The following is a 22,047-nucleotide window of genomic DNA, read 5'->3' on the forward strand; positions in this document are numbered from 1 at the left end:
AGGAGCGGAGATTCCGCTCCATCCTTTTATTCTGGTCCGGCTTATGCTGGGCGAGACCATGGCTCAGGGCTAAGAGGTAGGACGTGGCCGAGAAATGTATCGTTGACGAATCAAACCAGGACGACATGGGTCGAGTGCTCGGTTACTATGTCTATGCCGATACGGAAGTTTGGATGGAGGATGGCAAGGTGAGCCGCCGGGATGGTCCGGCTGTCATCACCCCGGATGGGATTGATCGTTATTATATCGACGGTAAGGAAATCACTCTCGAGGTCCGCGATTTTTTCGCCGAGCATCGGTGGAATCCCCAAAAGCAGCTGAATAAGCCGGAAAAACTTGCGGCCTTCCAGGAAAAATTCTGCAAATAGGCCATGGAGGACGCGCGGTTCAGCCTGTCCTGATTTGAACCGGCCGCAAAGAACCTTTCAGCTTCATGTCTGGGCGTATGTTTTTCGCTGGGTTCCTGAAGTCCCCTGTTTTTGCTGGGGGCTTTCAATCTCTGTCTAACTCTGTGTCTTGAAAGTCCGGCTTTCACCTTGGAGGATTTGCGAGCGGCTGCGCCGCCGCCTCCCAGGTTGGAGTGATTCTCGATCAGGAACAGAGCGTTCTCACGTCCTGGCATGTTTGATAGGGCGCAACGACGCTTCGCAAGGCATTGCTGAAGCGTATTTGACCGCAAGCGCGCCGCATATCCTTACACGATCCTCCGATCTGTTTGTCTTTTCGCCGTCTCGCGGTCGCTGCGTCCCCTTGTAACATCCTCATAATTCAAGGAAATCTCCACTTCATCGGGCATGGATGCCAAGCTGGGGCGGAGTATGGCTGGAGCGAATTTTGTCAATGGTGTTCATCTCCTCCCGGCGACGGGGGAGTTCGCCTATGATACGATTTCCTATTCTGGCTGCAGGAATGATGAGACGCAGTTTGCACCGCTGAACCTGTTCCATGATCAGTTTCTGGGCGCCAATAGCGGCAAAACCGATTTTTCCTATGCCATCGACCAGCTTCAAGCGGCCTATCCGCAATGCACCAGCGTTTCCCTGATCGCTGCCTGGTTCGGGGATTCGGTCGATGGCTCCACATGCCGCATTTATCCTTCGACGACCTATATCGGCGGTGCCTTCCAGGATAAATCCGGGCAGGCTGATCCCTGGCGTTGTTCTGGCCTGACGCAGCTTTCCGACGGGCTGATCCCGCTGCCCCGATCCGGTCAATCCTATGTCTATGGCGGCACGCCCTCCGATCAATCCTTGGTTCGGGCGATCCGGGCACTCAAGGCCCGTGGCCTGCGTGTCGTTTTCTATCCCTTCCTTCTGATGACGTCCTCCGGTGCGCCCTGGCGCGGACGGATCAGTCTCGCATCTGATCAATCAGAGGCGGCACAAACGGCCGTCACGGCCTTTCTCGGAGCGGCCAGCGCCGATCAATTCACACCGGATGCCGACAGTCTGACGGTCGTCTATTCCGGTGCGCCGACCGATTACACCTTCAGGCGCATGATCCTGCACTATGCTTCCCTCTGCGCTTTGGCAGGTGGTATCGATCTTTTTCTCATCGGATCCGAATTGCGCGGGCTCGAGCAGATACGCGGTCCGAACTGGACGCCTGCCGGTACGCTCGACACGGATGGCCACGCTGTGTGGGATTATCCTTTCGTTGATGGCCTGATCACGCTCGCCCGGGACGTCCGGGCTTTGTTCGATAAGGCGGGTTTGCCGCGTGATGGCGCGGGCAAACATAATCTCATCGGCTATTCCGCCGATTGGTCCGTCTGGATGGGCGTGCAGCACCAAGATGCTTCGGGCAACAATTTCGGCCAATGGCCGCATCTCGATCGGCTCTACGCCGATGACTCGATCGATGTTGTCTCCTTCGACAATTATCTGCCGCTCTCCGACTGGACGAGCGGTGATGGTGGGCTCGATCCTCTGTTTTGGAGCGATCCGCGCGAGGAGACATGGCCGCCATCATCCGATGGAATGAATGCGCTCGGCCTCACCGGCACGCCCATGCTGAAGTCTCTGGACTATCTCAAGGCGAATATTGAAGGCGGCGAGAAATACTATTGGTATTATAATGATGGTGTCAATCTTGGCCGCGGCTTTGTTCCAAAGGGCAGTGGACTGCAGGTTTCGTTGCCAGAAGGCGATCGCCTGGCGCAGCAACGCAAACCCTATTACGCCGGTCAGCAATTGCTTGCCAACAAACAGCTGCGGTGGTGGTGGAACAACACGCATCAGGCGATCTATGCTGACGGTGCAGACACGAGCTGGATTGCACGCGGGGCAATGACACAATGGGTTCCCCGCTCGAAGCCGATCATCTTCACAGAATATGGTTTTCCAACCTGTGATCGTGGCACCAACCAGCCGAATGTCTTCTACGATCCGAAATCGGTCGAGAGTTTCACGCCCTATTGGTCGTCCTGGGAGCCTGCGGAGGGCGGCGTCTATCGTCCGGTTCGCGATGACGAGCTCACGCTTCTCGCCCTGCGCGCGCTGCATGAATATTGGTTCGAGGACGGCAAGAACGAAACCTCTGACGCCGGTGTACCAATGATCGACCAGACATTCTGTCTCATCTGGTCTTGGGACGCGCGGCCATTTCCGACCTTTCCAAATCGGTCGGATATATGGGGGGATGCTACCAATTGGCGGGCTGGAAACTGGCTGGGTGGCAAGGGGCCTTTTCTGACGCCACCGATCGCCGACGAGCCGCCGGTTTTCGGTCCCTATCCGGCTTTTCCGAGCCTCTCGGGGCAGGGGTGGTCGGTGCATTATCAGCCGACCTTCGACACATTGGCGGCGCTGCATGTCGATGGGCGCGAGACCCGCGCCACGCGGCGCGCGAAGGCGCATTATACGATGACATTGACCTTCGATGTCCTGCGCGGCGACGCTTCCGCCGAATTCGCAGCTATGGCCGGTTTCTTCTTGCGTATGCAGGGAACCGACGGCCTTTTCACTTTTCCGATGCCCGAGGAACTCGGTGCGGGCGCAACAATGCTCTGCCGCTTTGCCGATGATATTCAGGACTTCGAGGAATTCATGACCCTTTTGTGGTCTGTCCAAAGCGTCAAGTTACAGACGGCGATGCCTTAAGCAATTTTGTGAGTGATTCAATGAGTGATTCCGCGAGCCTGCCGGTCTTTCCGCAGCTGCCTGGCCAGGGATGGTCTGTACACAAACGGCCAAGCTTTTCGACGCGTACGACCAGCCATGTCTCCGGCCGTGAAGTGCGCATACCGCTTTACACACAGGCTTTATATGAATTCGAACTGACCTTTGACGCGCTGGCGGCGAATGGCGCGTGGCCGGGGCTTGGCGTCAACTCACTGCAGAGTCTCATGGGACTTTACCTGCAATGTCAGGGTCAATATGGCACATTTCTCTATACCGATCCGACCGATAATGCGGCGACCGCGCAAGTGATTGGTGTCGGCGACGGTGCGAGCCTGAGCTTTCCCTTCCAGCGTGTACTCGGCGGTGCCGTCGAAACCGTTTCCTATGTCACCGGTGCCAGCAACATTATGGTGAATGATGTTGTGCAACAGGATGGCTGGTCGGTGACGGCGCCAAACAGCCTTGTTTTCACATCGGCACCGGCGTCGGGGGCCACTGTCAAGGCGGATTTCACTTTCGCCTATGAATGCCGCTTCCTTGACGATCAAAATGATTTCGAAAATTTCATGAATGGATTGTGGACGGTATCGAGTCTCAAATTCCGGAGCGTGAAGGCGTGAAGACCGTTTCGAAGGCACTCAGCGACATGCTTTCGGCCATGCATGCGAGCCGCGATGGGCGCATGCTCGTCGCCGATTGCTTTACCTTCACCCTTTCCAATGGTCTGATCCTGACAACGACCAATGCCGATGTGTCGATCACGCTCAACGGTTCGGTCTTTCGCGCCGATTCGATCCTCGTTGATGGTCTGGCCTATAAAGCAACGACCGGTCTTGAGGTGGATCAGCAGCATATCACCCTTGCAGCGCGTCCCAATGACACGATCGGCGGTGTCTCGATCCTCGCCGCTTTACGCAACGGGCTTTTCGACGGCTGTCGTATTCGCCGCGAACGCGCCTTTCTGACCAGTTGGGGAATGCCGCCTCTCGGCAGTGTCGTTCTGTTCGTCGGCCGTGTCGCCGCGATCGATCAACTCGGCCGGACCAGTGCGGAGATCACCGTCAATTCCGATCTTTCCTTGCTTGATATACAGATGCCACGCAATTTCTATCAGCCGCATTGCAACCATGTTCTTTATGATTCCGGTTGCGGTCTCGTAAAGGGCGCTTTCAGCGCCAACGGCACTGTGGAAGCGCAATCGACGGTAATGCAGATCGTCTGGTCCGGCTGTGAGCCTTCCTACCAGCAGGGTCTTGTAAGCTTTACCTCCGGTGTGAATACGGGTGTCACGGCGACGGTCAAATGGGCCGATACCCAGGCTTTCGGCCTCGCTTATCCACTCGATCAGGCTCCTGCGGCTGGCGATCAGTTCACGATCCATCAGGGATGTGACCACACCTTTGCCACCTGCGGATCGAAATTTTCCAATCAGGCCAATTTCCGCGGCTTCCCCTACGTGCCCGTGCCGGAAACGGCCTATTGAGGATGATCATGCCGGAAGCGGAAGAACGCGCGCTTGTCGTCGCCGAGGCGCGGCGCTGGATCGGCACGCCCTATCATTCCTGTGCGGACATACGCGGCGCCGGCGTCGATTGCGGCATGCTGTTGGTGCGTGTCTTCGTGGATACGGGGCTCACCCCGCCTTTCGATCCGCGTCCCTATCCGCCTGATTGGCATCTGCATCGATCGGAAGAGCGTTATCTCGGCTTCGTGCGTGATCATTGCAAGGAGGTCGAGGTGCCAGGTCCTGGCGATATCATCGTCTTTCGTTACGGCCGCTGCTATGCCCACGGAGGCATCGTCACTTGCGGCGATCCGCTCACCTTCGTGCATGCCTATTCGCCAGCGCGCGCCGTCATCGAGGACCGGCTGTCGCAAAATCCGCAACTTGATCAGGCGCGGCGCCAGCATCGGTTTTTCTCCCATTGGGCGCAAGAACGTGAGGTTTCGGCATGAGCTATTTCCGCACCAAAAAATCGGCGGCGGTGACGCCGAATTATACGGGAATGGACATTCAGACCTCGTCGAGTGCGCTGCCGATCCCGATCATCTATGGCACCACGCGCGCCGCGCCGAACATTCTCTGGCACGATGGATTTGCGAGCCACGCGCAACATTCCACGGCAGCGGGGGGCAAGGGCGGCGGTCAGACGGTTTCAAGCTATACTTATTCGACCTGGATCATGCTCGGGGTCGGTGAGGGGCCGATCAAGGCGATCGGCACGATCTACAACGGTCAATCGGTATTGCCCTATGGTGCCTATAATCTGGCACTCATGAATGGCGCCACGCCGCAGGATGTCTGGGGCCAGGCGCAGGGCGCCTTTTCCTATGCCGCGCTGCATTACAATGGCACAGCCTATATGGCTTCTTCCTATTATGATCTCGGTTCCAACGCTTCGATCGGTTCAATTGCTTTCGAGGTCTATGGTCTCTCCGCAGTGGCGACACCGCTCAACGCCTATGATTCCGACCCTGCGGCCATGCTTTATGATTTCCTCACCAATACACAATATGGCGTTGGTTTTCCGGCGGAAAGCATCGATGCCGCGGCGCTTTTCGGAGCCACCGGGGATGCCTCCTATCAGACCTATTGTATGGCGATCGGCATCGGCCTCAGCCCCGCGCTGACGACACAGGAAACGGCATCGACGCTGATCACGCGCTGGCTGCAATTGACCAATGCCACTGCCGTGTGGTCCGGCGGTCTGTTACGGATCAGACCCTATGGCGATGTGTCTCTATCCGGCAACGGATATGATTACATGCCTGATACCGCGCCTGTTTACGACCTCACCGATGCCGATTTCCTCTATGAGGATGGCCGCGACCCGGTCCAGGTGGCGCGCATTGATCCCTATTCGCTTGCCAATATACAACCGCTCGAATGTTTCGACCGCTCCAACCGTTATGCTGCGACGCCGGTGTATGCCTTCGATCAGGATGCGATCGAGCGTTTCGGCATGCGTATGGGCGCAAATATTTCGGCCCATGAGATCTGTGACCTTTCGATGGGTGTTCTCGCGGCGCAACTGATCCTGCAGCGGGCTCTCTACATCCGCAATACTTATACGTTCAAGCTTTCCTTTGAATATTGCCTGCTCGATCCGATGGATATCGTCACCTTGACGGATCCTGTCCTGGGGCTTGATCGCACTCCCGTGCGCATCATCGCGATCGAAGAGGATTCCAACGGCTCGCTGACGGTGACGGCGGAGGAATTTCCTGGCGGCATTGCGACGGCGACGCGCTATCCGGCACAGGGTGCGTCGGGTGCAGTCCTCAATCGCGCCGCCGAGGCTGGTTCGGTGAATGCGCCGGTGATCTTCGAGCCGCCATCGGCCTTGAGTGACGGCTCGTTAGAGGTCTGGGTGGCTTTGTCTGGAGCGCGTAATCAAGCGACCGGAGCGGAATGGGGTGGTGCTTTCGTCCATGTCTCTCTCGACGGCGCGAGTTACACACAGATCGGTGAGATTTCCAGTCCCGCGCGGCAGGGACTGATGACAAGCGCGCTTACCAGCGCAATGATAGATGGGCTGGATGTCACGCTCTCGCAGGGAACGCTTGCGAGCGTTTCCCAGGACGAGGCGAGGAATGTCGTGACCCTGTGCTACCTCGATGGGGAATTGCTCGCCTATACGAACGCGACGCTCACCGCATCTCAGAGTTATGCACTGTCGGGTCTCGTGCGGGGCCTGTTTGGCACCATGCCGATGGATCATGCTGTGGGCTCTGCTTTCGCACGGCTCGATGATGCCGTGTTCAAATATAGCGCTCCGCCTGGCTATATTGGCCAGACGATCAATCTAAAATTTCAAAGCTTCAATATCTTTGGCGCGGGCGTACAGGATCTGAGCGATTGCGCCGTCTATAGCTATCATCTGTCCGGTAACGGCATACGTGGACCGGTGACGGCGGCTTTGTTGCTGGGGACGAGCCTTGATTATGGGGTGATCGCCGCTGGTATTGGCGAAGCCGATGATTTCGGGACATTGTCGGAAGCATCCGTGACGATCATCGCCCTTGGATCCCTGCCGTGAGGCTGCCGCCCGCATGCGGCTATTCTACTCGGGGTGCAAAAAGTCTGATGTCCCGATGATTTCGGCGGACTTGTCCAAAGTATCGACGAGACGTGGATTCTTATCCGTTGCCGGCGGCCGAGGGCGCGCCGTCCACGAAGTTGCGGAGATCGGGAGCAAAAAGCATGGCGGTTCAGGTTCAATTGCGGCGCGGTGCGGCCACGGATATTGCCTCGTTTCGCGGAGCGCCGGGAGAAATCGTCGTCGATACGACGAACAACAGGCTTGTCCTGTGCGACGGAGTGACTGATGGCGGTGTTCCGCTCGCCAAATTGTCGGAGGTTGGCCAGGTGCCGGTCACCGCATCCGCAATCGTTGCGCAATCACAGCACGGTGCCACCACGCGTTTCGATGTCGCGGAAGAGCTGGTGACGCTGTCGGGTGCTACGAGCCAGTCCACGATCGTCATTCCCGAGCGGGCAATCGTCTTTGCCGTCAGCGTGCTGGTGGTCTCGGCCATTACCGGCGTGACGGGCTTTAATGTCGACGCGGTCATAGCTCCAGGTGGCAGCACGGATACGCCGTCGGGCCGTTTCGGCGTGGGCATCGGAATAGCCGCCGGTTCGAGTAATTCGGGTGTGATCGGCCCCACAGCCTGGTATCAGGCTTCCGCGATACAGCTTACCGCGCAAGGAGGAACATTTGCCGGGGGGACGGTCCGTGTTGCCATCCATTCCCTGACATGCGGCGTTCCTCAATCATGATCGCGAGAATGCGTTTCGCTGTTTTCTAATTAGGGAAACCGGGTGCAATACCAAATCCTCCGGAAAATACAGCTTTTCCGGAGGATTTTGCCGTCGTTACGATTGGCAGGAAACAGATGAGGTTTTGGATGCCTCAAAAAGTTCTCCGGCTATCGGGAGCTATCAAAGGACATTGAAACGTTTTTAGCGTTTCTTGAGACCCCATTGATTATCCTTAAGGGCGACTTTGCCTGCCTTGCGCAGCCGTTGCAGGGAAACGGAAATCGATTGCTTGCCGACATCACGATCACTCCGGATCGCATCTTCGATCGCGGCACGTGGCAGGGCGCCTTTCTCCGTGAGCAATTCGAGGACGGCTTCGCCGATAGAGCCTTCACGGACACCCGAGGGAGCGCTGGCCGCTGCCTTCGGCGCGGGGCCTCTCGACGTCTTGGTTTCCGCCTTGACGGCGGTACGAGAAACGGCGCGCGCGATAGTCTTGGAAGGCGTCTTGCCGGCGGCTTTGCCGCGTTGTCCACGCCCGGAGGGCTCGGCATCTTCGAGCGACGACAGCACGTCCTCGACGGACCGCAGTTTATCGATACGCGCTTCGAGTGCGACGATTTCGTGGCGAATTTGATCGATTGGTTTCATGATGCGATCCCCGTTTAACCCTCTCCTGGCAGGACGATTGCGAGACGCAATCGTCCTGAAGTCTGAATTCGCGTATCCGGTTGCAGGAAATCTCAAAAATTCCCACCGGAGCCGCGAACCATTCCGTGAAATGTTCATGGTGATCATGATCGGCAGAGGAGTTCTATCGAAGGTCTTCACGGCTGACGAACGGATGATCAGGATCACTGATTCGTTCACAATATATAGGATATATGTTTCTGTGAAGCAGGAATTGTCAATCCGATTGATGGAGCGACTTGTAATGAATACGTCAGCGATGCTGTAGTAAAAGGCGTATGTTACAATCAGTTTCTAGAAAAAGAATCTTTCGTCAACATCCCGCCTGCTCTAGCCGAAAGGATGATCCTGATCATCACCCACCGGTTCATTGAGACTGTGTGAATCAGGAGACATCGGAATTTCGCCGGTATGACACAGAGGTCACTCCCGAACGATTGGCATCGATCGGACAGAGTGCCGACGCATTCGACCCATGGCTGATAATACATTGACGGTAATAATATCTTTGGCGCGGGCTGGAGGGTCGCAGATTGAGCGATGACGCTTTTCAGCCGAGGATCGCGTCTCAGGTGCTGTCATTGTCGGAGAGGCGTTTCACGCCCTCATGCGCATGGGCTCTCCAAAAAGCGGACTGGATGGTGATCCATCGAGACGATGCCCGGTGTGGCGGATACGCCATCACGGATGCTGCGCCGGCATTGATCGCACGAGGATCTTTCGACCAATCAGGGTTGTCTCGGGCGGAATAAGGTGGGAGGCCTATCGAAGCGGGACCATGGGGCTGGACGCCGCACGAGTTATTCGTGTGTGGTCTGGCTGTTTTTGGTTGATTTGCTGGATCATCGACGCCGGGTCGCTACTCAATCATCTAACAATTCAGTTGGTTAGATGGTGCTGCCAGAGAGGATCGAACTCTCGACCTCTCCCTTACCAAGGGAGTGCTCTACCACTGAGCTACGGCAGCCGATGTTGCGGGGCATTGCGCCCGGCAGGCGGCTATGTGCCATAGGTGGCGGCGTTAGGCAAGCGGCCACCGCTTGTTTCTGCGGTTTACGGCCCGTAAAAGAATTTCCTTCAAGTTGCGCGGATGCTTGATCGCCTTATGGCGGAGGCTGTGTGGAGCGCGGGTTCGGCGGCTGCCTGTCCGCGATTCAGGCCGGCGTGCGGTGCTGCAAATAAGCCTGAGAGCGCGTTCGGACACTGGTGCTTTAGCGCATTTGCGCTAACCTTGAATCGTTTCATGATGCTATCATATTGAAAATACTTATATTTTTTTAGAGGGGTGTTTCTGGATATATCTGAAACACTCCAGGATGAGATTGCGGCCGGGGTCTGTCCATGGGGAAGCAAGGAGATCTTGAACAAAAATCCGACCGTGATGTTCGGGGCACCACCGCCGTTGCGGCGGAGGCTCGAGGCCATGAAACGGGTCCGGAAACCGGCGAAAGCATAGGTAAGATTGAACGGCAGCAAAGGCTTGCGGCGGCCTTGCGGCAGAACCTGCAGCGCCGCAAGGCACAGGTTCGCGAGCGTCGGAGCCTTGCGGAACAGGATCATTCCGAATCCGAGAGTCTTAATCCGGCCATGGAGACATCCCAAGAGAAGTCGCCGTGAGCGAGGCACTTCGTCGATGGTTACGCGCCGATGCGGTCTTTGTGTGGAAGCGGCGATCCGGCGCGCGCGCAGAGGAAGCGCATTGCATCGTTTGGCACGGCATGGAGTTTTTCCTCACGGAACGGTGGGACGGTCTGTAAGGCAAGATGTCTTGACCAAGCTTGTGCTTGTAGTGAAAAGGATTCCGGAAGCTTTTCGCCGTCGGCGAGTTTGTCTGGTACGGCCGAAAAACGCTCTGACTAAAAGCACTTTGACCAAAAACATTTGGACGATCAGTAAGAAACGGGGATTGGATGGATCGTATTCGCATCGTGGGCGGACCGACGCTCGAAGGAACTATCAAAATTTCCGGTGCGAAAAACGCCGCCTTGCCGCTGATGATCGCCTCGCTGCTGACGCCCGAGACGCTGACGCTTGAAAATGTGCCCGCGCTCGCCGACGTCAATATGCTCCTGCGTATCCTTGGCCATCATGGCGTCGATTATTCGGTCGATGGACGCCGGACCGGGGAGGATCCGCATGCGAGCCGGGCGATTCATCTGACCGCGCGCTCTATCGTCGATATTATGGCTCCCTATGATCTCGTCTCGAAAATGCGGGCGAGTTTCTGGGTCGTCGCGCCGCTTCTTGCGCGGATGGGAGAGGCGCGGGTGTCACTGCCGGGTGGCTGCGCCATCGGCACGCGGCCCGTCGATCTTCTGCTGATGGTGCTCGAAAAGCTCGGTGCCAGCGTGGAGATCGAGGCTGGTTACGTCCATGCCCGCGCTCCGAAAGGTCTCAAGGGAGCGGAAATCACCTTCCCTAAAATCACGGTCGGGGGGACCCATACAGCTTTGATGGCGGCCTGTTTGGCCGAGGGTCATACGCTGATCACCAATGCCGCGCGGGAGCCGGAAATCGTCGATCTCGCGGATTGTCTCACCAAGATGGGTGCGAAGATCAAAGGCGCTGGCCAATCAATTATCGAGATTGAGGGCGTGGCGAGGCTCGGCGGCGCGAGCCACCGGGTTCTTCCAGACCGTATTGAAGCCGGAACCTATGCGATTGCCGTGGCGATGGCTGGTGGCAATGTGCTTCTCGAAGGCGCTGAAGCCCATCTTTTGCAAAATGCGCTCGATACGATTGAACGGGCGGGCGCGGGCATTTCGGTCACCAATGAAGGCATCAGGATCAAGCGCAACGGGGCGGGCATCGAGGCCGTGGACGTGACCACGGCGCCGTTCCCGGGTTTTCCTACCGATCTTCAGGCGCAATTCATGGCACTCATGACCAAGGCCAAAGGGTCTTCCGTCATTACCGAGACGATTTTCGAAAACCGCTTCATGCACGTGCAGGAACTGGCCCGGCTTGGCGCCCGCATCCGCCTCGATGGTGATTCTGCCATCGTCGAGGGGGTGAGTACGCTGCAGGGCGCGCCGGTCATGGCGACCGATCTGCGTGCCTCAGTGTCCCTTGTCATCGCGGCCCTGGCAGCGGAAGGAGAGACCATGGTCAATCGCGTCTATCATCTTGATCGCGGTTTCGAACATCTCGAGGAAAAGCTCGGGCGTTGCGGTGCGATCATCGAGCGCATCACCAACGCCGCTTAAGGCGTTCCCGAGGGCTCTTGCGGCATTTCATATACCGCTATTGCGAAGGAATGAGTGGTACATTCTCACAAATCATTGGATTGACAGGATTTGCGAGAACGGAACCCGGAATTGCTGCGGAATTCGGGCAGGCCGGTCTCAATGAGCCGATTCATCGAGACTGGCATAAGAGCAGATGCGCTGTTTTGCAGCGGTCTCCTGCGCCAAAAGACTTGTTTTCAGACAGAACCGGAGCGCCTGCCGATCGTTCTTCTCCTGACGATTGCCGCCGTCTTCCACCCGAAGCCGGTGCCCAGAGGTAAGTCGGAGAAAGTCTATGGAAGAGATCAGGATTCCCCGCTCGAGCTGGATCTTGGTTTGCGACGGTGCCAAGGCGCAAATCCTGTGCAACGAGGGTGAGGCGAAGCGGCTCGATCTCAAGGAGGTCGAGGATTTCACGCTGCCGCAGGCTCCCGCCCGTGATCTTGGCACTGACCGACCCGGGCGCGTCTACCAATCTCATGGATCGGCGCGCAGCGCGACCGAGGAAACCGATTGGCATGAACGCAACGAAATCGATTTTCTGAGCGATATAGCCGATCTGCTCGACAAAGTGATTCAGGTGCGCGCCGTCAAAAATCTCATCGTCGTCGCGCCACCCAAGGCGCTTGGCATTCTGCGTGAGCGGCTTTCACCGGCGACCCGTGAGATCGTGACGGCGGAAATCGACAAGGACCTTGCCCATCTCCCGGCAAGGGACATTGCCGCTCATCTTTCGGCCTGATTCCAGCTACCTTGATCGGTTCCGCGCGGATTATGCCGCGCGGAGCAGGGCCAAAGCCGCGGCCGGATCGATCCTACCGTCATAGAGAGCCCGGCCGCTGATCGCGCCCGCGAGAATGGCGCAATCGGGCGCGGCAAGCCTTTCGATGTCGGCGAGCGAAGCGAGGCCACCTGAGGCAATGACGGGGATGCGCACAGCCTTTGCCAGCGCCAGTGTCCCCTCGATATTGAGACCGGCGAGCGCGCCGTCGCGGGCGATATCCGTGTAGATGATGGCTGCGACGCCGGCATCCTCGAATTTCTTGCCGAGTTCCACTGCCGAGAGTTGCGAGGTCTCGGCCCAGCCCTCGACGGCGACGAAACCGTCACGCGCGTCAATACCGACGGCGATTTGGCCGGGAAAGCGCCGGGCCGCGCGGCGCACGAGATCGGGATCGCGTACTGCTGCCGTGCCGATGATGACACGGGCGATGCCTTTGCCGAGCCAGGCTTCGATGGTCACCTCGTCGCGGATGCCGCCACCAAGCTGCACCGGCATTTTGACCCTGGCGAGAATGGCGTCAACGGCGGCCGCATTCATCGGCTTGCCCGCGAAGGCGCCATCGAGATCGACGACATGGAGGGCTGAAAAGCCCTGCGTTTCAAAGGCGGCGGCCTGCGCCGCCGGATCGTCGTTGAAGATTGTGGCCTTCTGCATGTCGCCCTGCAGGAGACGCACGCAGCGCCCTTCCTTCAGATCGATCGCCGGATAGAGAATCATGGCTGCCATTTCAGGAAATTGCCGATCAGGGCGAGGCCGAGCGCCTGGCTCTTTTCGGGATGGAATTGTGTTCCGGCCATATTGGCCTCGCCGATCATCGCGGTGACGGGCCCGCCATAATCGGTTGTCGCGATGAGGCTTTCCTGCCGTTCGGGACGGAATGCATAGGAATGCACGAAATAGGCGTGGAGGCCTTTTTCGCCCAGGGGAATGCCGGCCAGAAGAGGATGTGGCCGCGCGAGTTCCAGCGTGTTCCAGCCCATATGGGGAATTTTCAGGCTCTTGTCGGCGGGCGTCAGCGCCGTGACTTCACCCTTGATCCAGTCGAGCCCCTCGGTCGTTTCATGCTCGAGCCCGCGCGTCGCCATCAATTGCATGCCGACGCAGATACCGAGAAAGGGTTTGCCCGCTTTATGCACGGCCTCGGTCATCGCCTCGATCATGCCCGGCACGGCGGCAAGGCCGCGCTTGCAATCGGCAAAGGCGCCGACGCCCGGCAGAACGATGCGATCGGCGCGCAACACGGCGTCTGGATCGCTGGTGACGACGATCGAACCGGAAAAACCGGCCTCGCTGGCTGCGCGTTCGAAGGCCTTATGGGCCGAATGGAGATTGCCCGAGCCGTAATCGACGATGGCGACGCCGATGTGGGCGGGGGAGGTCGCGGCTGTGGATCGGCGCGGGTCGTCGTGCGATTGCGCTGACGGCGGCGGTTCTGGAATCATGGTCACTTGCGCGAACCTTCCGAGGGGAAAAGACCGAGAAGGTCGCGGCTGGTTTCACCCTCACGTGGCGTCATGGGTGTCGTCGATGGTCCGGAAGCGCCCGCCTGAGCCGGACGTGTGCGGGAGGTGGGAGAAGCTGCCGGGGGTGATGCGAGTGCAGGGATGACACCTGTTTCCTCAGCGGTTCGCGCTTTCGCTTCGATCAGGGAGAAGAAACGGGCTTCACCAGCGTCGCGATCCGACGCGACGACGATGTCGTCAAGGTGAAAACCTTTGCGGCGCAGCCGTTCCTCGCAAAGTCCGAAACCTTCAAGGCCGAGAAGCAGGGCAAGCAGAATCATGAAAGCAAAGAGCAATCCCTCGCCAAGGCCGGCGATCCTGATGAGGATGAAAAAGGTCAGAACGGCGAGGAACCAGATGCCGAGCGTGAGCCAGAGGCCGCGATAGGCAAGCCACAGCGGACCGAGCAAAAAGGCGCCGAAGGAAAAGCCTTGGCGGACGAAACGCACGCCCGTCAGACGTTCGATCCGCACCATCGCCAGTTCATCCTCCGTGGCATGCAGAGGCTCTTTTCTCGCGTGGGGGAGATAAATCGCGTAGATGGCCAAGGCCGCCTCCTCAATTCAGCATCAACCGGAAGATGTTACCGCATTGCGGACGAATTCGATGTGTTTCCAATGGATGGAAGAACGCATTCGGCTCGGGCGAATCCAGCGACGCCCGGTTTACAACACGCCCTTGGTCGAAGGAATCTCGCCTTTTTGGCGTTCATCGAGCGTCACCGCCACACGCAAGGCCCGCGCAAGGCCCTTGAAGGAAGATTCGGATATGTGATGGGCGTTTTCGCCATAAAGGGTTTCGACATGGATATTGGCGCCGACATGGGTGGTGAAGGCTTGAAAGAATTCACGCACGAGTTCCGTGTCGAAGGTCCCGATCTTGTCACGCAGAAAATGCGTACGGAAGACGAGAAAGGGACGGCCGGAAACATCGATGGCGACGCGCGTCAGCGTTTCGTCCATCGGCAGGAGGACATCGGCATAACGGGTGATACCGGCACGGTCGCCGAGCGCCTGACGGATCGCCTGGCCCAGCGCGATGCCGGTATCCTCGACCGTATGATGATCGTCGATATGGAGATCGCCCTTCGCGTGGATCGTTATATCGATCAGGGAATGCCGGGCGAGTTGTTCGAGCATGTGATCGAAAAAACCGATGCCGGTCGAAATTTGCGCAATGCCGCGTCCGTCGAGGTCGACGCTGACCTCGATTGCGGTTTCCTTGGTCTTGCGCGAAACGGCGCCGGTACGCATGCTGCCTCGTCCTCACTTCGTCAGACTCTGGTGCGTTTCGGATCTCTCTGAAATGCACCCGCCAAAAACAATGGATTTTCCAACCAATGGAATCGCGACGCGATTCCATTGGTTGGAAAATGCCCTCGAGCAGACCGCCGATCTTCCTCGGAGGCAGATCGGCTCCTTGCCGACTTCTAGCCCATCATGCCGTTCAAGGGGAAGGTTCAAGTGTGAAGTCAAGTAGAAATACCAAGCTCAAAAGTCCAGAAGAAGAATTGTTTCGATCGTGCCAGCGGTTACCTGATGCTGATGGTTTGCGCGACACGGTGCGACGAAAAATACAATGAAAGAAAAGACGCGGGCTCATTTCGCGGAGAAACGCGGCAATGCGGATGGATCCCGATAGGCCATTTGGCAAAGGGCAGTCTCGGGCACCGCTCGCTGACGATTTTCTCGTCGCCGGAAGCACTAGCGGGATTGGTCCAGGAATTAGCTTCGAGCTGGACTTTGGCCTTGCGGAAGACAGGCTCTTCCGGATCGACCCCTTGCGCAGCTCGCCGCTGCCTCATAGATGAGATTTTCTTAGCGACGACGAGGTTCTGGAGTTTCGATGCGCGATTATCCGCCTTTTTCGGCCGCTTTAGCGGGCCAGGGGCCTGAAAGCTGGCATGGCACGACCATTTTGATGGTCAAGAAAGGTGGGCGTACGGTGATCGGAGGCGATGGCCAGGTGACGCTTGGCCAGACGATCGTCAAGGGCAATGCGCGCAAGGTCCGGCGGCTTGCCAAGGGAGATGTCATTGGCGGCTTCGCTGGCGCCACGGCGGATGCCTTCACTCTGTTCGAGCGGCTTGAGGCCAAGCTGGAGCAATATCCCGGACAATTGATGCGCGCCTGTGTCGAACTCGCCAAGGACTGGCGCACCGACCGCTATCTGCGCCGGCTTGAGGCGATGATGCTCGTCGCCGATAAACAGGCGGGGCTCGTGCTGACTGGGAATGGCGATGTTCTCGAACCCGAAACCACCGGGAACGGGAGCGTCATGGGCATAGGATCGGGCGGCAATTATGCCCTGGCGGCTGGCCGAGCCTTGCTTGAGACGGAAGTGGACGCGGAAACGATCACCCGCCGGGCTTTGGAAATCGCCGCGGATATTTGCGTCTATACGAACCGCAATCTGATTATCGAAACGATCGAGGCCTAAGAGCTCCGAGCTGTTTCGGCGTCCGGTCTTTCCTCTATCTCTTACATTGTTGGCTTCATGTCCGATTTTTCCCCGCGTGAGATCGTTTCCGAGCTCGATCGTTATATCGTCGGCCAGCATGATGCCAAACGCGCCGTGGCCGTGGCGTTGCGCAATCGCTGGCGTCGCCTGCAGCTCGAAGGTCCGATGCGCGACGAAGTTTTGCCGAAAAATATTCTGATGATCGGTCCGACCGGCTGCGGCAAGACCGAGATAGCCCGGCGTCTGGCGCGGCTCGCCAATGCGCCATTCCTCAAGGTCGAGGCCACGAAATTCACCGAGGTCGGCTATGTCGGCCGTGATGTGGAGCAGATCATCCGTGATCTCGTCGAAACGGCGATCATCATGGTCAAGGCGGAAAAGCGTAAATCCTTCGAGACCAAGGCGCTCCAGGCAGTCGAGGAGAGATTGCTCGATGCTCTTGTCGGCGCCAATGCCTCACAATCCACGCGCGATGCGTTCCGCAAGAAATTGCGCGATGGTGAATTGGAAGACAAGGACGTCGACATCGAACTGGCGCAGCCCTCGCCCAACCTGCCGATGTTCGATTTGCCGAATATGCCGGGATCTGCCATCGGCGCCATTTCGATTGGCGATATTTTTGCGAAATCTCTCGGCCGTTCGACCAAAAGGCGGCGCAGTACGGTAAAGGACGCGCGCGAACCTCTGCTTGCGGAGGAGAGCGAAAAGCTGATGGATCAGGAGCAGATTGTCGCCCAAGCGCTCCAGGCAGTTGAAAACAACGGCATCGTCTTCCTCGATGAGATCGACAAGATTTGCGCGCGAGAAGGACGCGGCGGCGCCGACGTCTCCCGTGAAGGCGTTCAGCGCGATCTTCTGCCGCTCATCGAGGGTACCAGCGTTGCGACGAAGCACGGTACCATCAAGACGGATCACATTCTCTTCATAGCTTCGGGGGCTTTTCATGTCTCGAAGCCGTCAGATCTCCTGCCGGAATTGCAGGGACGCCTGCCCATACGCGTCGAACTGCAGCCCCTGAACGAGGACGATTTCAGACGTATTCTGACGGAAACGGAAGTGAGCCTCATAAAGCAATATGAAGCTTTGCTCGCGACGGAAGGCGTCTCGCTGATCTTCACACCGGAGGCTGTCGGGAGCCTCGCCAAGGTCGCGGTGCAGGTCAATTCAAACGTCGAAAATATCGGCGCGCGGCGTCTGCAGACCGTCATGGAACGCGTGCTCGATGAAGTCAGCTTCACTGCGCCCGATCGCGCGGGGCAGACAATTACGATCGACGCGGATTTCGTGGAAAAGAATATCGGCGATCTCGCGCGTAACACCGATCTGAGCCGGTTCATCCTTTAACGGCGATCCGGCAAGTCGGCGCCGTGTGAGGCAAGGCATTCACAGAATGTCCGTGACCGCGACGATAAAGCAATAAGGAAGGAAAGAAATCGCTGCTGAAGCAAACTGCTGTGGAACAATGAGGAGGCGATTAAGGCGGGCTACACGATTCCGCATCCCGCCATCACGCTGGTTTCATTGTTTTTCCTGCAGCTTTTGTTCCTGTTGTTGTTCATAGCGATCAAGCTTGCGGATTTCTTTTTCGCGTTTCTTCTGTTCCTCTGCCGCTTTGCTGTCTTCCTTCGCCGTTCCGGGAAGTCCGCTCTCGTGGTCCTGATGCTCCGTCTTTGCGCCTTCCTCGCGCGCCCGCTCATAACGGGAGGAGATGTCGTCTATACTCGGGACCGTGGTGGCATCCGGATTATTATTCTGTGTTCCGGAATTGACCGGCCATTTCTGCAACGGTTGGAAGGTCGTCATTTCACCTTCCTGGTTCATTTCGAGGCAAGTCAGCACTTCGACATAGCTCGGCATCACCGACGCGCTGGAGGCGACGCAATGTTCCCGGTCCTTCGGCTTGAATTTATGCCACATGGACTTCAATTGCTGGCGGGCCTGCATCTCGTCTTCCATGCAGCCGCGAAAGGAGCGTTGCATGTCGTCGCCGCTATAATTCTTGGCTTCGTTGCAGGTCGATTTGATGTCGAGCACGGGGACGCCGTCATTGGAATCGACGCTCTTGCGCTTTGCCGCTGAGGCCGGCAAGACCGGACAGGCGAGCAGGAGAATGGCGGTCAGGATCGTGCTACGCGACAGATAGGCTGGCATAAGATTCTCCTCCACACCTCGGACGACGAGGGGGAACCGGTACAATAAGGTGATGCGTCTAAAGCATCAAACCGGCAAAGAGAAAATATCGGTTTGATGTTCCACTTTCATGATGAAGCGTGGAAATGCCCGCTTCTTCCGACGCTTGTCCCACCATGTGCCAAGCCACTGAATCGGCTCCAGCCTGGCGGAAGGAGCCGTTCATCAGAGCCCAGCTACCTTGGCCGGCTGTTTGCTGCCGAGGACGACGACGCGCGCACCGACGGAAACGCGCTGATAGAGGTCGATGACGTCCTGATTGATCATGCGGATACAGCCGGACGAGACACTCTTGCCGATGGTCCAGGGCTCGACCGTTCCATGGATACGATATAATGTATCCTTGTTGCCCTGCCACAGATACATGCCGCGGGCGCCGATCGGATTGCCGGGACCACCCGCCATGCCGAGCCCGCTCTGCAATTGCGCCATCTTCTTTTTGAGTTCGGGTTGGCGCTCGTACATTTCCTTCGGCGGATACCAATCCGGCCATTCGCGCTTGAAGTTGATGGTCGCCTCGCCGGACCAGCCAAAACCTTCACGCCCGACGCCGACGCCGTAACGCATGGCCTTGCCGTCTTCTTCGACGAGATAGAGATAATGATGCGGCGGATCGATGACGATCGTCCCGACAGGCTCTTTCGTTGAGTAAGTGACTTCCTTGCGCAGGAAATTCGGATCGACAGTAGCGACCTTAATGCCTGAAACCGGGAATTTTTCGTCTTTGATCGGACCATACATGGAATCATAATTACCGGCCTTCACGACCGGATGTGACGGCTTATCCGAGCTCTCCGCCACTTCATCAGCGGGAACAGCTGGCTGGCTGGGGAGCGCCGCCTGCAGATCGGGTTCTTCATCATCGGCACAGCCGCCGAGCGCCAGGGCACCGAGTGCTAGGGAACCGATCAAAAGCAGATGGCGACTGGACATAAGCATGGGCGCAACGTCTAAGCTGGATGATGGACGCCTACAAGTAGAAAGAAACCGCTCCACTCGATAGTGCCAAGGAGACACAGAGAGGACTTTTATGTGTCGCTCCAGCGCAATTTGGCAAGTCTTTCTCTTGCAAACCTGTCTCTTGTGCGCGTGTTCCCGGCAAATCTTCCTCCCGGAAGTCTTTGCATGGTGAAATAAAGATAAGGGGAAATTGTTTCGCGGTGCGCCGGGAGCGAAACCCGCTCATCCGATGGCGGATCAACGGAATTTCCCTCTTGAGCGCGCCAGCACGCAGTCGCGGAGCGGAAGGGCGATGATCGAGGCTCATCGCCCTTTGATATTGGCGATTACGCGCTTTCTTTGGAGCGGGTGGCGCGCTTGCGGTCGTTCGGATCAAGCAGCGTCTTGCGCAGCCGGATCGATTTCGGCGTGACCTCGACGAGTTCGTCTTCCTCGATATAGGCGAGCGCCCGTTCGAGCGTCAGCTTGATCGGCGGCGTCAGCTTCACGGCCTCATCCTTGCCAGCGGCGCGGATATTGGTGAGCTGCTTGCCTTTCAGCACGTTGATTTCGAGGTCATTGTCGCGGGTATGTTCACCGACGATCATGCCGCGATAAACCTTTTGGCCCGGATCGATCATCATCGGACCGCGATCCTCGAGCTTCCACATCGCATAGGCGACGGATTCACCCTGATCGTTGGAAATCAGGACGCCGTTGCGGCGGCCGGTGATCTCCCCGCGCCATGGGGAATAGGAGTGGAACAGGCGGTTCATGATGGCGGTGCCGCGCGTGTCCGTCAGCAATTCGCCCTGATAGCCGATGAGGCCGCGCGTCGGCGCATGGAAGACGAGACGCAGGCGATTGCCACCCGAGGGGCGCATCTCGATCATATCGGCCTTGCGCTCGGACATTTTCTGGACGACCACGCCGGAATGTTCTTCATCGACGTCGATGACGACTTCCTCGACCGGCTCCAGCAATTGCTTGGCATCCTCGTCGCGCTGATAGACAACCTTGGGCCGGGAGACGCCGAGTTCGAACCCTTCGCGGCGCATGGTCTCGATCAGGATCGCGAGCTGCAATTCGCCGCGTCCCGAAACGATGAAGGATTCACCACCGGGAGAATCCTCGACCTTGAGCGCGACATTGCCTTCGGCTTCCTTCAGGAGACGGGCGCGGATCATGCGGCTCGTGACCTTGTCGCCTTCGGTGCCGGCAAGCGGCGAATCATTGACGAGGAAGGTCATCGACAGGGTCGGCGGATCGATCGGCTGCGCTTGCAGCGGCTCGCTGATTTCAGGAGCGCAGAGCGTGTCGGCGACGTTGAATTTCTCAAGGCCCGCAATGGCGATGATATCTCCGGCCTCGGCTTCCTCGATCGGCGCCCGTTCAATGCCGCGGAACGCGAGGATCTTGGAGACGCGGCCCTGCTCGACGACATTGCCGGCGCGGTCGAGAACCTTGACCGCCTGGTTGGGCTTCACCGAGCCAGAGAAAACCCGTCCGGTGATGAGACGGCCAAGATAGGGATTGGATTCGAGCAGCGTGCCGAGCATGCGGAAGCCGCCCTCGCCAATCGTTGGCGGTGGCACGTGTTTGATGACGAGATCGAACAGCGGACCCATGCCGTCTTGCGGCCCTTCCGGGCTATCGGCCATCCAGCCCTGTTTGGCGGAGCCGTAGAGAATTGGAAAATCGAGCTGTTCGTCAGTGGCATCGAGGGCGGCGAAGAGGTCGAAGACTTCGTTCACCACTTCGCTGATGCGGGCGTCGGGCTTGTCGACCTTGTTGATGGCGACGATCGGCTTCAGGCCAATCTTCAGCGCCTTGCCGACGACGAATTTGGTCTGCGGCATCGGGCCTTCCGCCGCATCGACGAGCACGATGGCGCCATCGACCATGGAGAGAATGCGTTCAACCTCACCGCCGAAATCGGCGTGGCCGGGCGTGTCGACGATGTTGATCCGGGTATCCTTCCAGGCGATCGAAGTCGCCTTGGCCATGATCGTGATGCCGCGTTCCTTTTCCAGATCGTTCGAATCCATGACGCGCTCGGCGACCCGCTGATTTTCGCGAAAGGCGCCGGATTGTTGCAGGAGACGGTCGACGAGGGTCGTCTTGCCATGGTCGACGTGGGCGATGATGGCGATATTCCGCAGATCCATATGTGATTGTTCCAAATGAAAAGATCGAATCGTGACGCCGTTGGGGCGGATCGGAAGCAAGTAGCGTGGCGCACTTCAAGAGGATCGGCCGCCGGTCCATTCCGCTTGTGCGGGCAAGGTGCAGAGGACATACCCTATCGCGCCCATATATCAAACGAATGATGTCTCAAACAGGCGGCGTAGGCACCCTGGGCTCAGGG

At 58.0% G+C, this 22,047-nt stretch carries 21 protein-coding genes and 1 tRNA gene; 12 read left to right on the plus strand and 10 right to left on the minus strand.

What is annotated here, in order from left to right; translation table 11 throughout:
• Positions 1 to 125 precede the first annotated feature (125 nt).
• The 7 genes from DL88_RS05735 (at position 126) to DL88_RS05765 (ending at position 7,905) form a co-directional block, all read left to right on the plus strand.
• Positions 126 to 368, plus strand: coding sequence for an aldehyde dehydrogenase (locus DL88_RS05735; RefSeq protein WP_245270647.1), 243 nt, complete (start codon positions 126 to 128; stop codon positions 366 to 368).
• Between the two features lie 450 nt (positions 369 to 818).
• Positions 819 to 3,101 carry a baseplate megatron protein TIM-barrel domain-containing protein gene (locus DL88_RS05740; RefSeq protein ID WP_034993697.1) on the plus strand — a complete coding sequence of 761 codons (2,283 nt, stop codon included), beginning with the start codon at positions 819 to 821 and terminating at the stop codon, positions 3,099 to 3,101.
• Between the two features lie 20 nt (positions 3,102 to 3,121).
• The gene (locus DL88_RS05745) at positions 3,122 to 3,742 is read left to right on the plus strand and encodes a DUF2460 domain-containing protein (protein WP_034993284.1); all 621 of its coding nucleotides are present in this window, start codon (positions 3,122 to 3,124) and stop codon (positions 3,740 to 3,742) included.
• A complete protein-coding gene (locus DL88_RS05750; RefSeq protein ID WP_034993287.1) occupies positions 3,739 to 4,605 on the plus strand; it encodes a phage/gene transfer agent baseplate hub protein in 867 nt (288 codons plus the stop codon). Before DL88_RS05745 ends, DL88_RS05750 begins: the two co-directional genes overlap by 4 nt.
• Positions 4,606 to 4,613: 8 nt before the next feature.
• Positions 4,614 to 5,078: a C40 family peptidase gene (locus tag DL88_RS05755; protein ID WP_034993700.1), complete on the plus strand. Its 465-nt coding sequence runs from the start codon at positions 4,614 to 4,616 to the stop codon at positions 5,076 to 5,078.
• Positions 5,075 to 7,162, plus strand: a complete 2,088-nt coding sequence (locus DL88_RS05760) for a phage tail protein (protein WP_034993288.1) — start codon at positions 5,075 to 5,077, stop codon at positions 7,160 to 7,162. The genes DL88_RS05755 and DL88_RS05760 overlap by 4 nt, the downstream gene beginning before the upstream one ends.
• A gap of 164 nt (positions 7,163 to 7,326) precedes the next feature.
• Positions 7,327 to 7,905: a hyaluronate lyase N-terminal domain-containing protein gene (locus DL88_RS05765; RefSeq protein ID WP_051955643.1), complete on the plus strand. Its 579-nt coding sequence runs from the start codon at positions 7,327 to 7,329 to the stop codon at positions 7,903 to 7,905.
• A 183-nt stretch (positions 7,906 to 8,088) separates the two neighbouring features.
• On the opposite strand, the gene DL88_RS05770 is transcribed toward DL88_RS05765, so the two are convergent.
• From DL88_RS05770 to DL88_RS20175, 3 genes are all read right to left on the minus strand, one after another.
• The gene (locus DL88_RS05770; protein ID WP_034993290.1) at positions 8,089 to 8,538 is read right to left on the minus strand and encodes a hypothetical protein; all 450 of its coding nucleotides are present in this window, start codon (positions 8,536 to 8,538) and stop codon (positions 8,089 to 8,091) included.
• Positions 8,539 to 9,469: 931 nt separating this feature from the next.
• Positions 9,470 to 9,544 (minus strand) — tRNA-Thr (locus DL88_RS05780).
• A 110-nt stretch (positions 9,545 to 9,654) separates the two neighbouring features.
• The gene (locus DL88_RS20175) at positions 9,655 to 10,137 is read right to left on the minus strand and encodes a hypothetical protein (RefSeq protein ID WP_156970959.1); all 483 of its coding nucleotides are present in this window, start codon (positions 10,135 to 10,137) and stop codon (positions 9,655 to 9,657) included.
• Between the two features lie 53 nt (positions 10,138 to 10,190).
• Between DL88_RS20175 and DL88_RS20180 the strand changes: the two genes are divergently transcribed.
• The 3 genes from DL88_RS20180 to DL88_RS05795 all read left to right on the plus strand — a co-directional run bounded on the left by DL88_RS20180 (position 10,191) and on the right by DL88_RS05795 (position 12,546).
• Positions 10,191 to 10,334 (plus strand): hypothetical protein, encoded by a 144-nt coding sequence (locus DL88_RS20180; protein ID WP_156970960.1) that lies wholly within the window; start codon positions 10,191 to 10,193, stop codon positions 10,332 to 10,334.
• Positions 10,335 to 10,487: 153 nt separating this feature from the next.
• Positions 10,488 to 11,783 carry a UDP-N-acetylglucosamine 1-carboxyvinyltransferase gene (murA, locus tag DL88_RS05790; RefSeq protein ID WP_034993301.1) on the plus strand — a complete coding sequence of 432 codons (1,296 nt, stop codon included), beginning with the start codon at positions 10,488 to 10,490 and terminating at the stop codon, positions 11,781 to 11,783.
• A gap of 316 nt (positions 11,784 to 12,099) precedes the next feature.
• On the plus strand, positions 12,100 to 12,546 hold the full coding sequence (locus DL88_RS05795) for a host attachment protein (RefSeq protein WP_034993304.1): 447 nt from the start codon (positions 12,100 to 12,102) through the stop codon (positions 12,544 to 12,546).
• Positions 12,547 to 12,576: 30 nt separating this feature from the next.
• On the opposite strand, the gene hisA is transcribed toward DL88_RS05795, so the two are convergent.
• The 4 genes from hisA to hisB form a co-directional block, all read right to left on the minus strand.
• A complete protein-coding gene (hisA, locus tag DL88_RS05800) occupies positions 12,577 to 13,305 on the minus strand; it encodes a 1-(5-phosphoribosyl)-5-[(5-phosphoribosylamino)methylideneamino]imidazole-4-carboxamide isomerase (RefSeq protein ID WP_034993307.1) in 729 nt (242 codons plus the stop codon).
• The gene (gene hisH / locus DL88_RS05805) at positions 13,302 to 13,952 is read right to left on the minus strand and encodes an imidazole glycerol phosphate synthase subunit HisH (protein WP_034993708.1); all 651 of its coding nucleotides are present in this window, start codon (positions 13,950 to 13,952) and stop codon (positions 13,302 to 13,304) included. The genes hisA and hisH overlap by 4 nt, the downstream gene beginning before the upstream one ends.
• An 80-nt stretch (positions 13,953 to 14,032) precedes the next feature.
• Positions 14,033 to 14,638, minus strand: a complete 606-nt coding sequence (locus DL88_RS19250; protein ID WP_051955644.1) for a DUF2628 domain-containing protein — start codon at positions 14,636 to 14,638, stop codon at positions 14,033 to 14,035.
• A gap of 117 nt (positions 14,639 to 14,755) precedes the next feature.
• Entirely contained in the window at positions 14,756 to 15,343 is a 588-nt protein-coding gene (gene hisB, locus DL88_RS05815; protein ID WP_034993310.1) for an imidazoleglycerol-phosphate dehydratase HisB, read from the minus strand.
• A 592-nt stretch (positions 15,344 to 15,935) separates the two neighbouring features.
• Between hisB and hslV the strand changes: the two genes are divergently transcribed.
• Together hslV and hslU are read left to right on the plus strand one after the other, a co-directional pair.
• Positions 15,936 to 16,529, plus strand: coding sequence for an ATP-dependent protease subunit HslV (gene hslV / locus DL88_RS05825; protein WP_034993319.1), 594 nt, complete (start codon positions 15,936 to 15,938; stop codon positions 16,527 to 16,529).
• Between the two features lie 57 nt (positions 16,530 to 16,586).
• Positions 16,587 to 17,894 (plus strand): ATP-dependent protease ATPase subunit HslU, encoded by a 1,308-nt coding sequence (hslU, locus tag DL88_RS05830; RefSeq protein ID WP_034993321.1) that lies wholly within the window; start codon positions 16,587 to 16,589, stop codon positions 17,892 to 17,894.
• Between the two features lie 174 nt (positions 17,895 to 18,068).
• On the opposite strand, the gene DL88_RS05835 is transcribed toward hslU, so the two are convergent.
• The 3 genes from DL88_RS05835 to typA all read right to left on the minus strand — a co-directional run bounded on the left by DL88_RS05835 (position 18,069) and on the right by typA (position 21,847).
• Positions 18,069 to 18,701 carry a hypothetical protein gene (locus DL88_RS05835; protein ID WP_034993323.1) on the minus strand — a complete coding sequence of 211 codons (633 nt, stop codon included), beginning with the start codon at positions 18,699 to 18,701 and terminating at the stop codon, positions 18,069 to 18,071.
• A gap of 204 nt (positions 18,702 to 18,905) precedes the next feature.
• Positions 18,906 to 19,679, minus strand: a complete 774-nt coding sequence (locus DL88_RS05840; protein ID WP_034993326.1) for a L,D-transpeptidase — start codon at positions 19,677 to 19,679, stop codon at positions 18,906 to 18,908.
• Between the two features lie 347 nt (positions 19,680 to 20,026).
• On the minus strand, positions 20,027 to 21,847 hold the full coding sequence (gene typA / locus DL88_RS05845) for a translational GTPase TypA (RefSeq protein ID WP_034993330.1): 1,821 nt from the start codon (positions 21,845 to 21,847) through the stop codon (positions 20,027 to 20,029).
• Positions 21,848 to 22,047: the final 200 nt, after the last annotated feature.

This window comes from Beijerinckia mobilis, assembly GCF_000745425.1.
Lineage (GTDB): Bacteria > Pseudomonadota > Alphaproteobacteria > Rhizobiales > Beijerinckiaceae > Beijerinckia > Beijerinckia mobilis.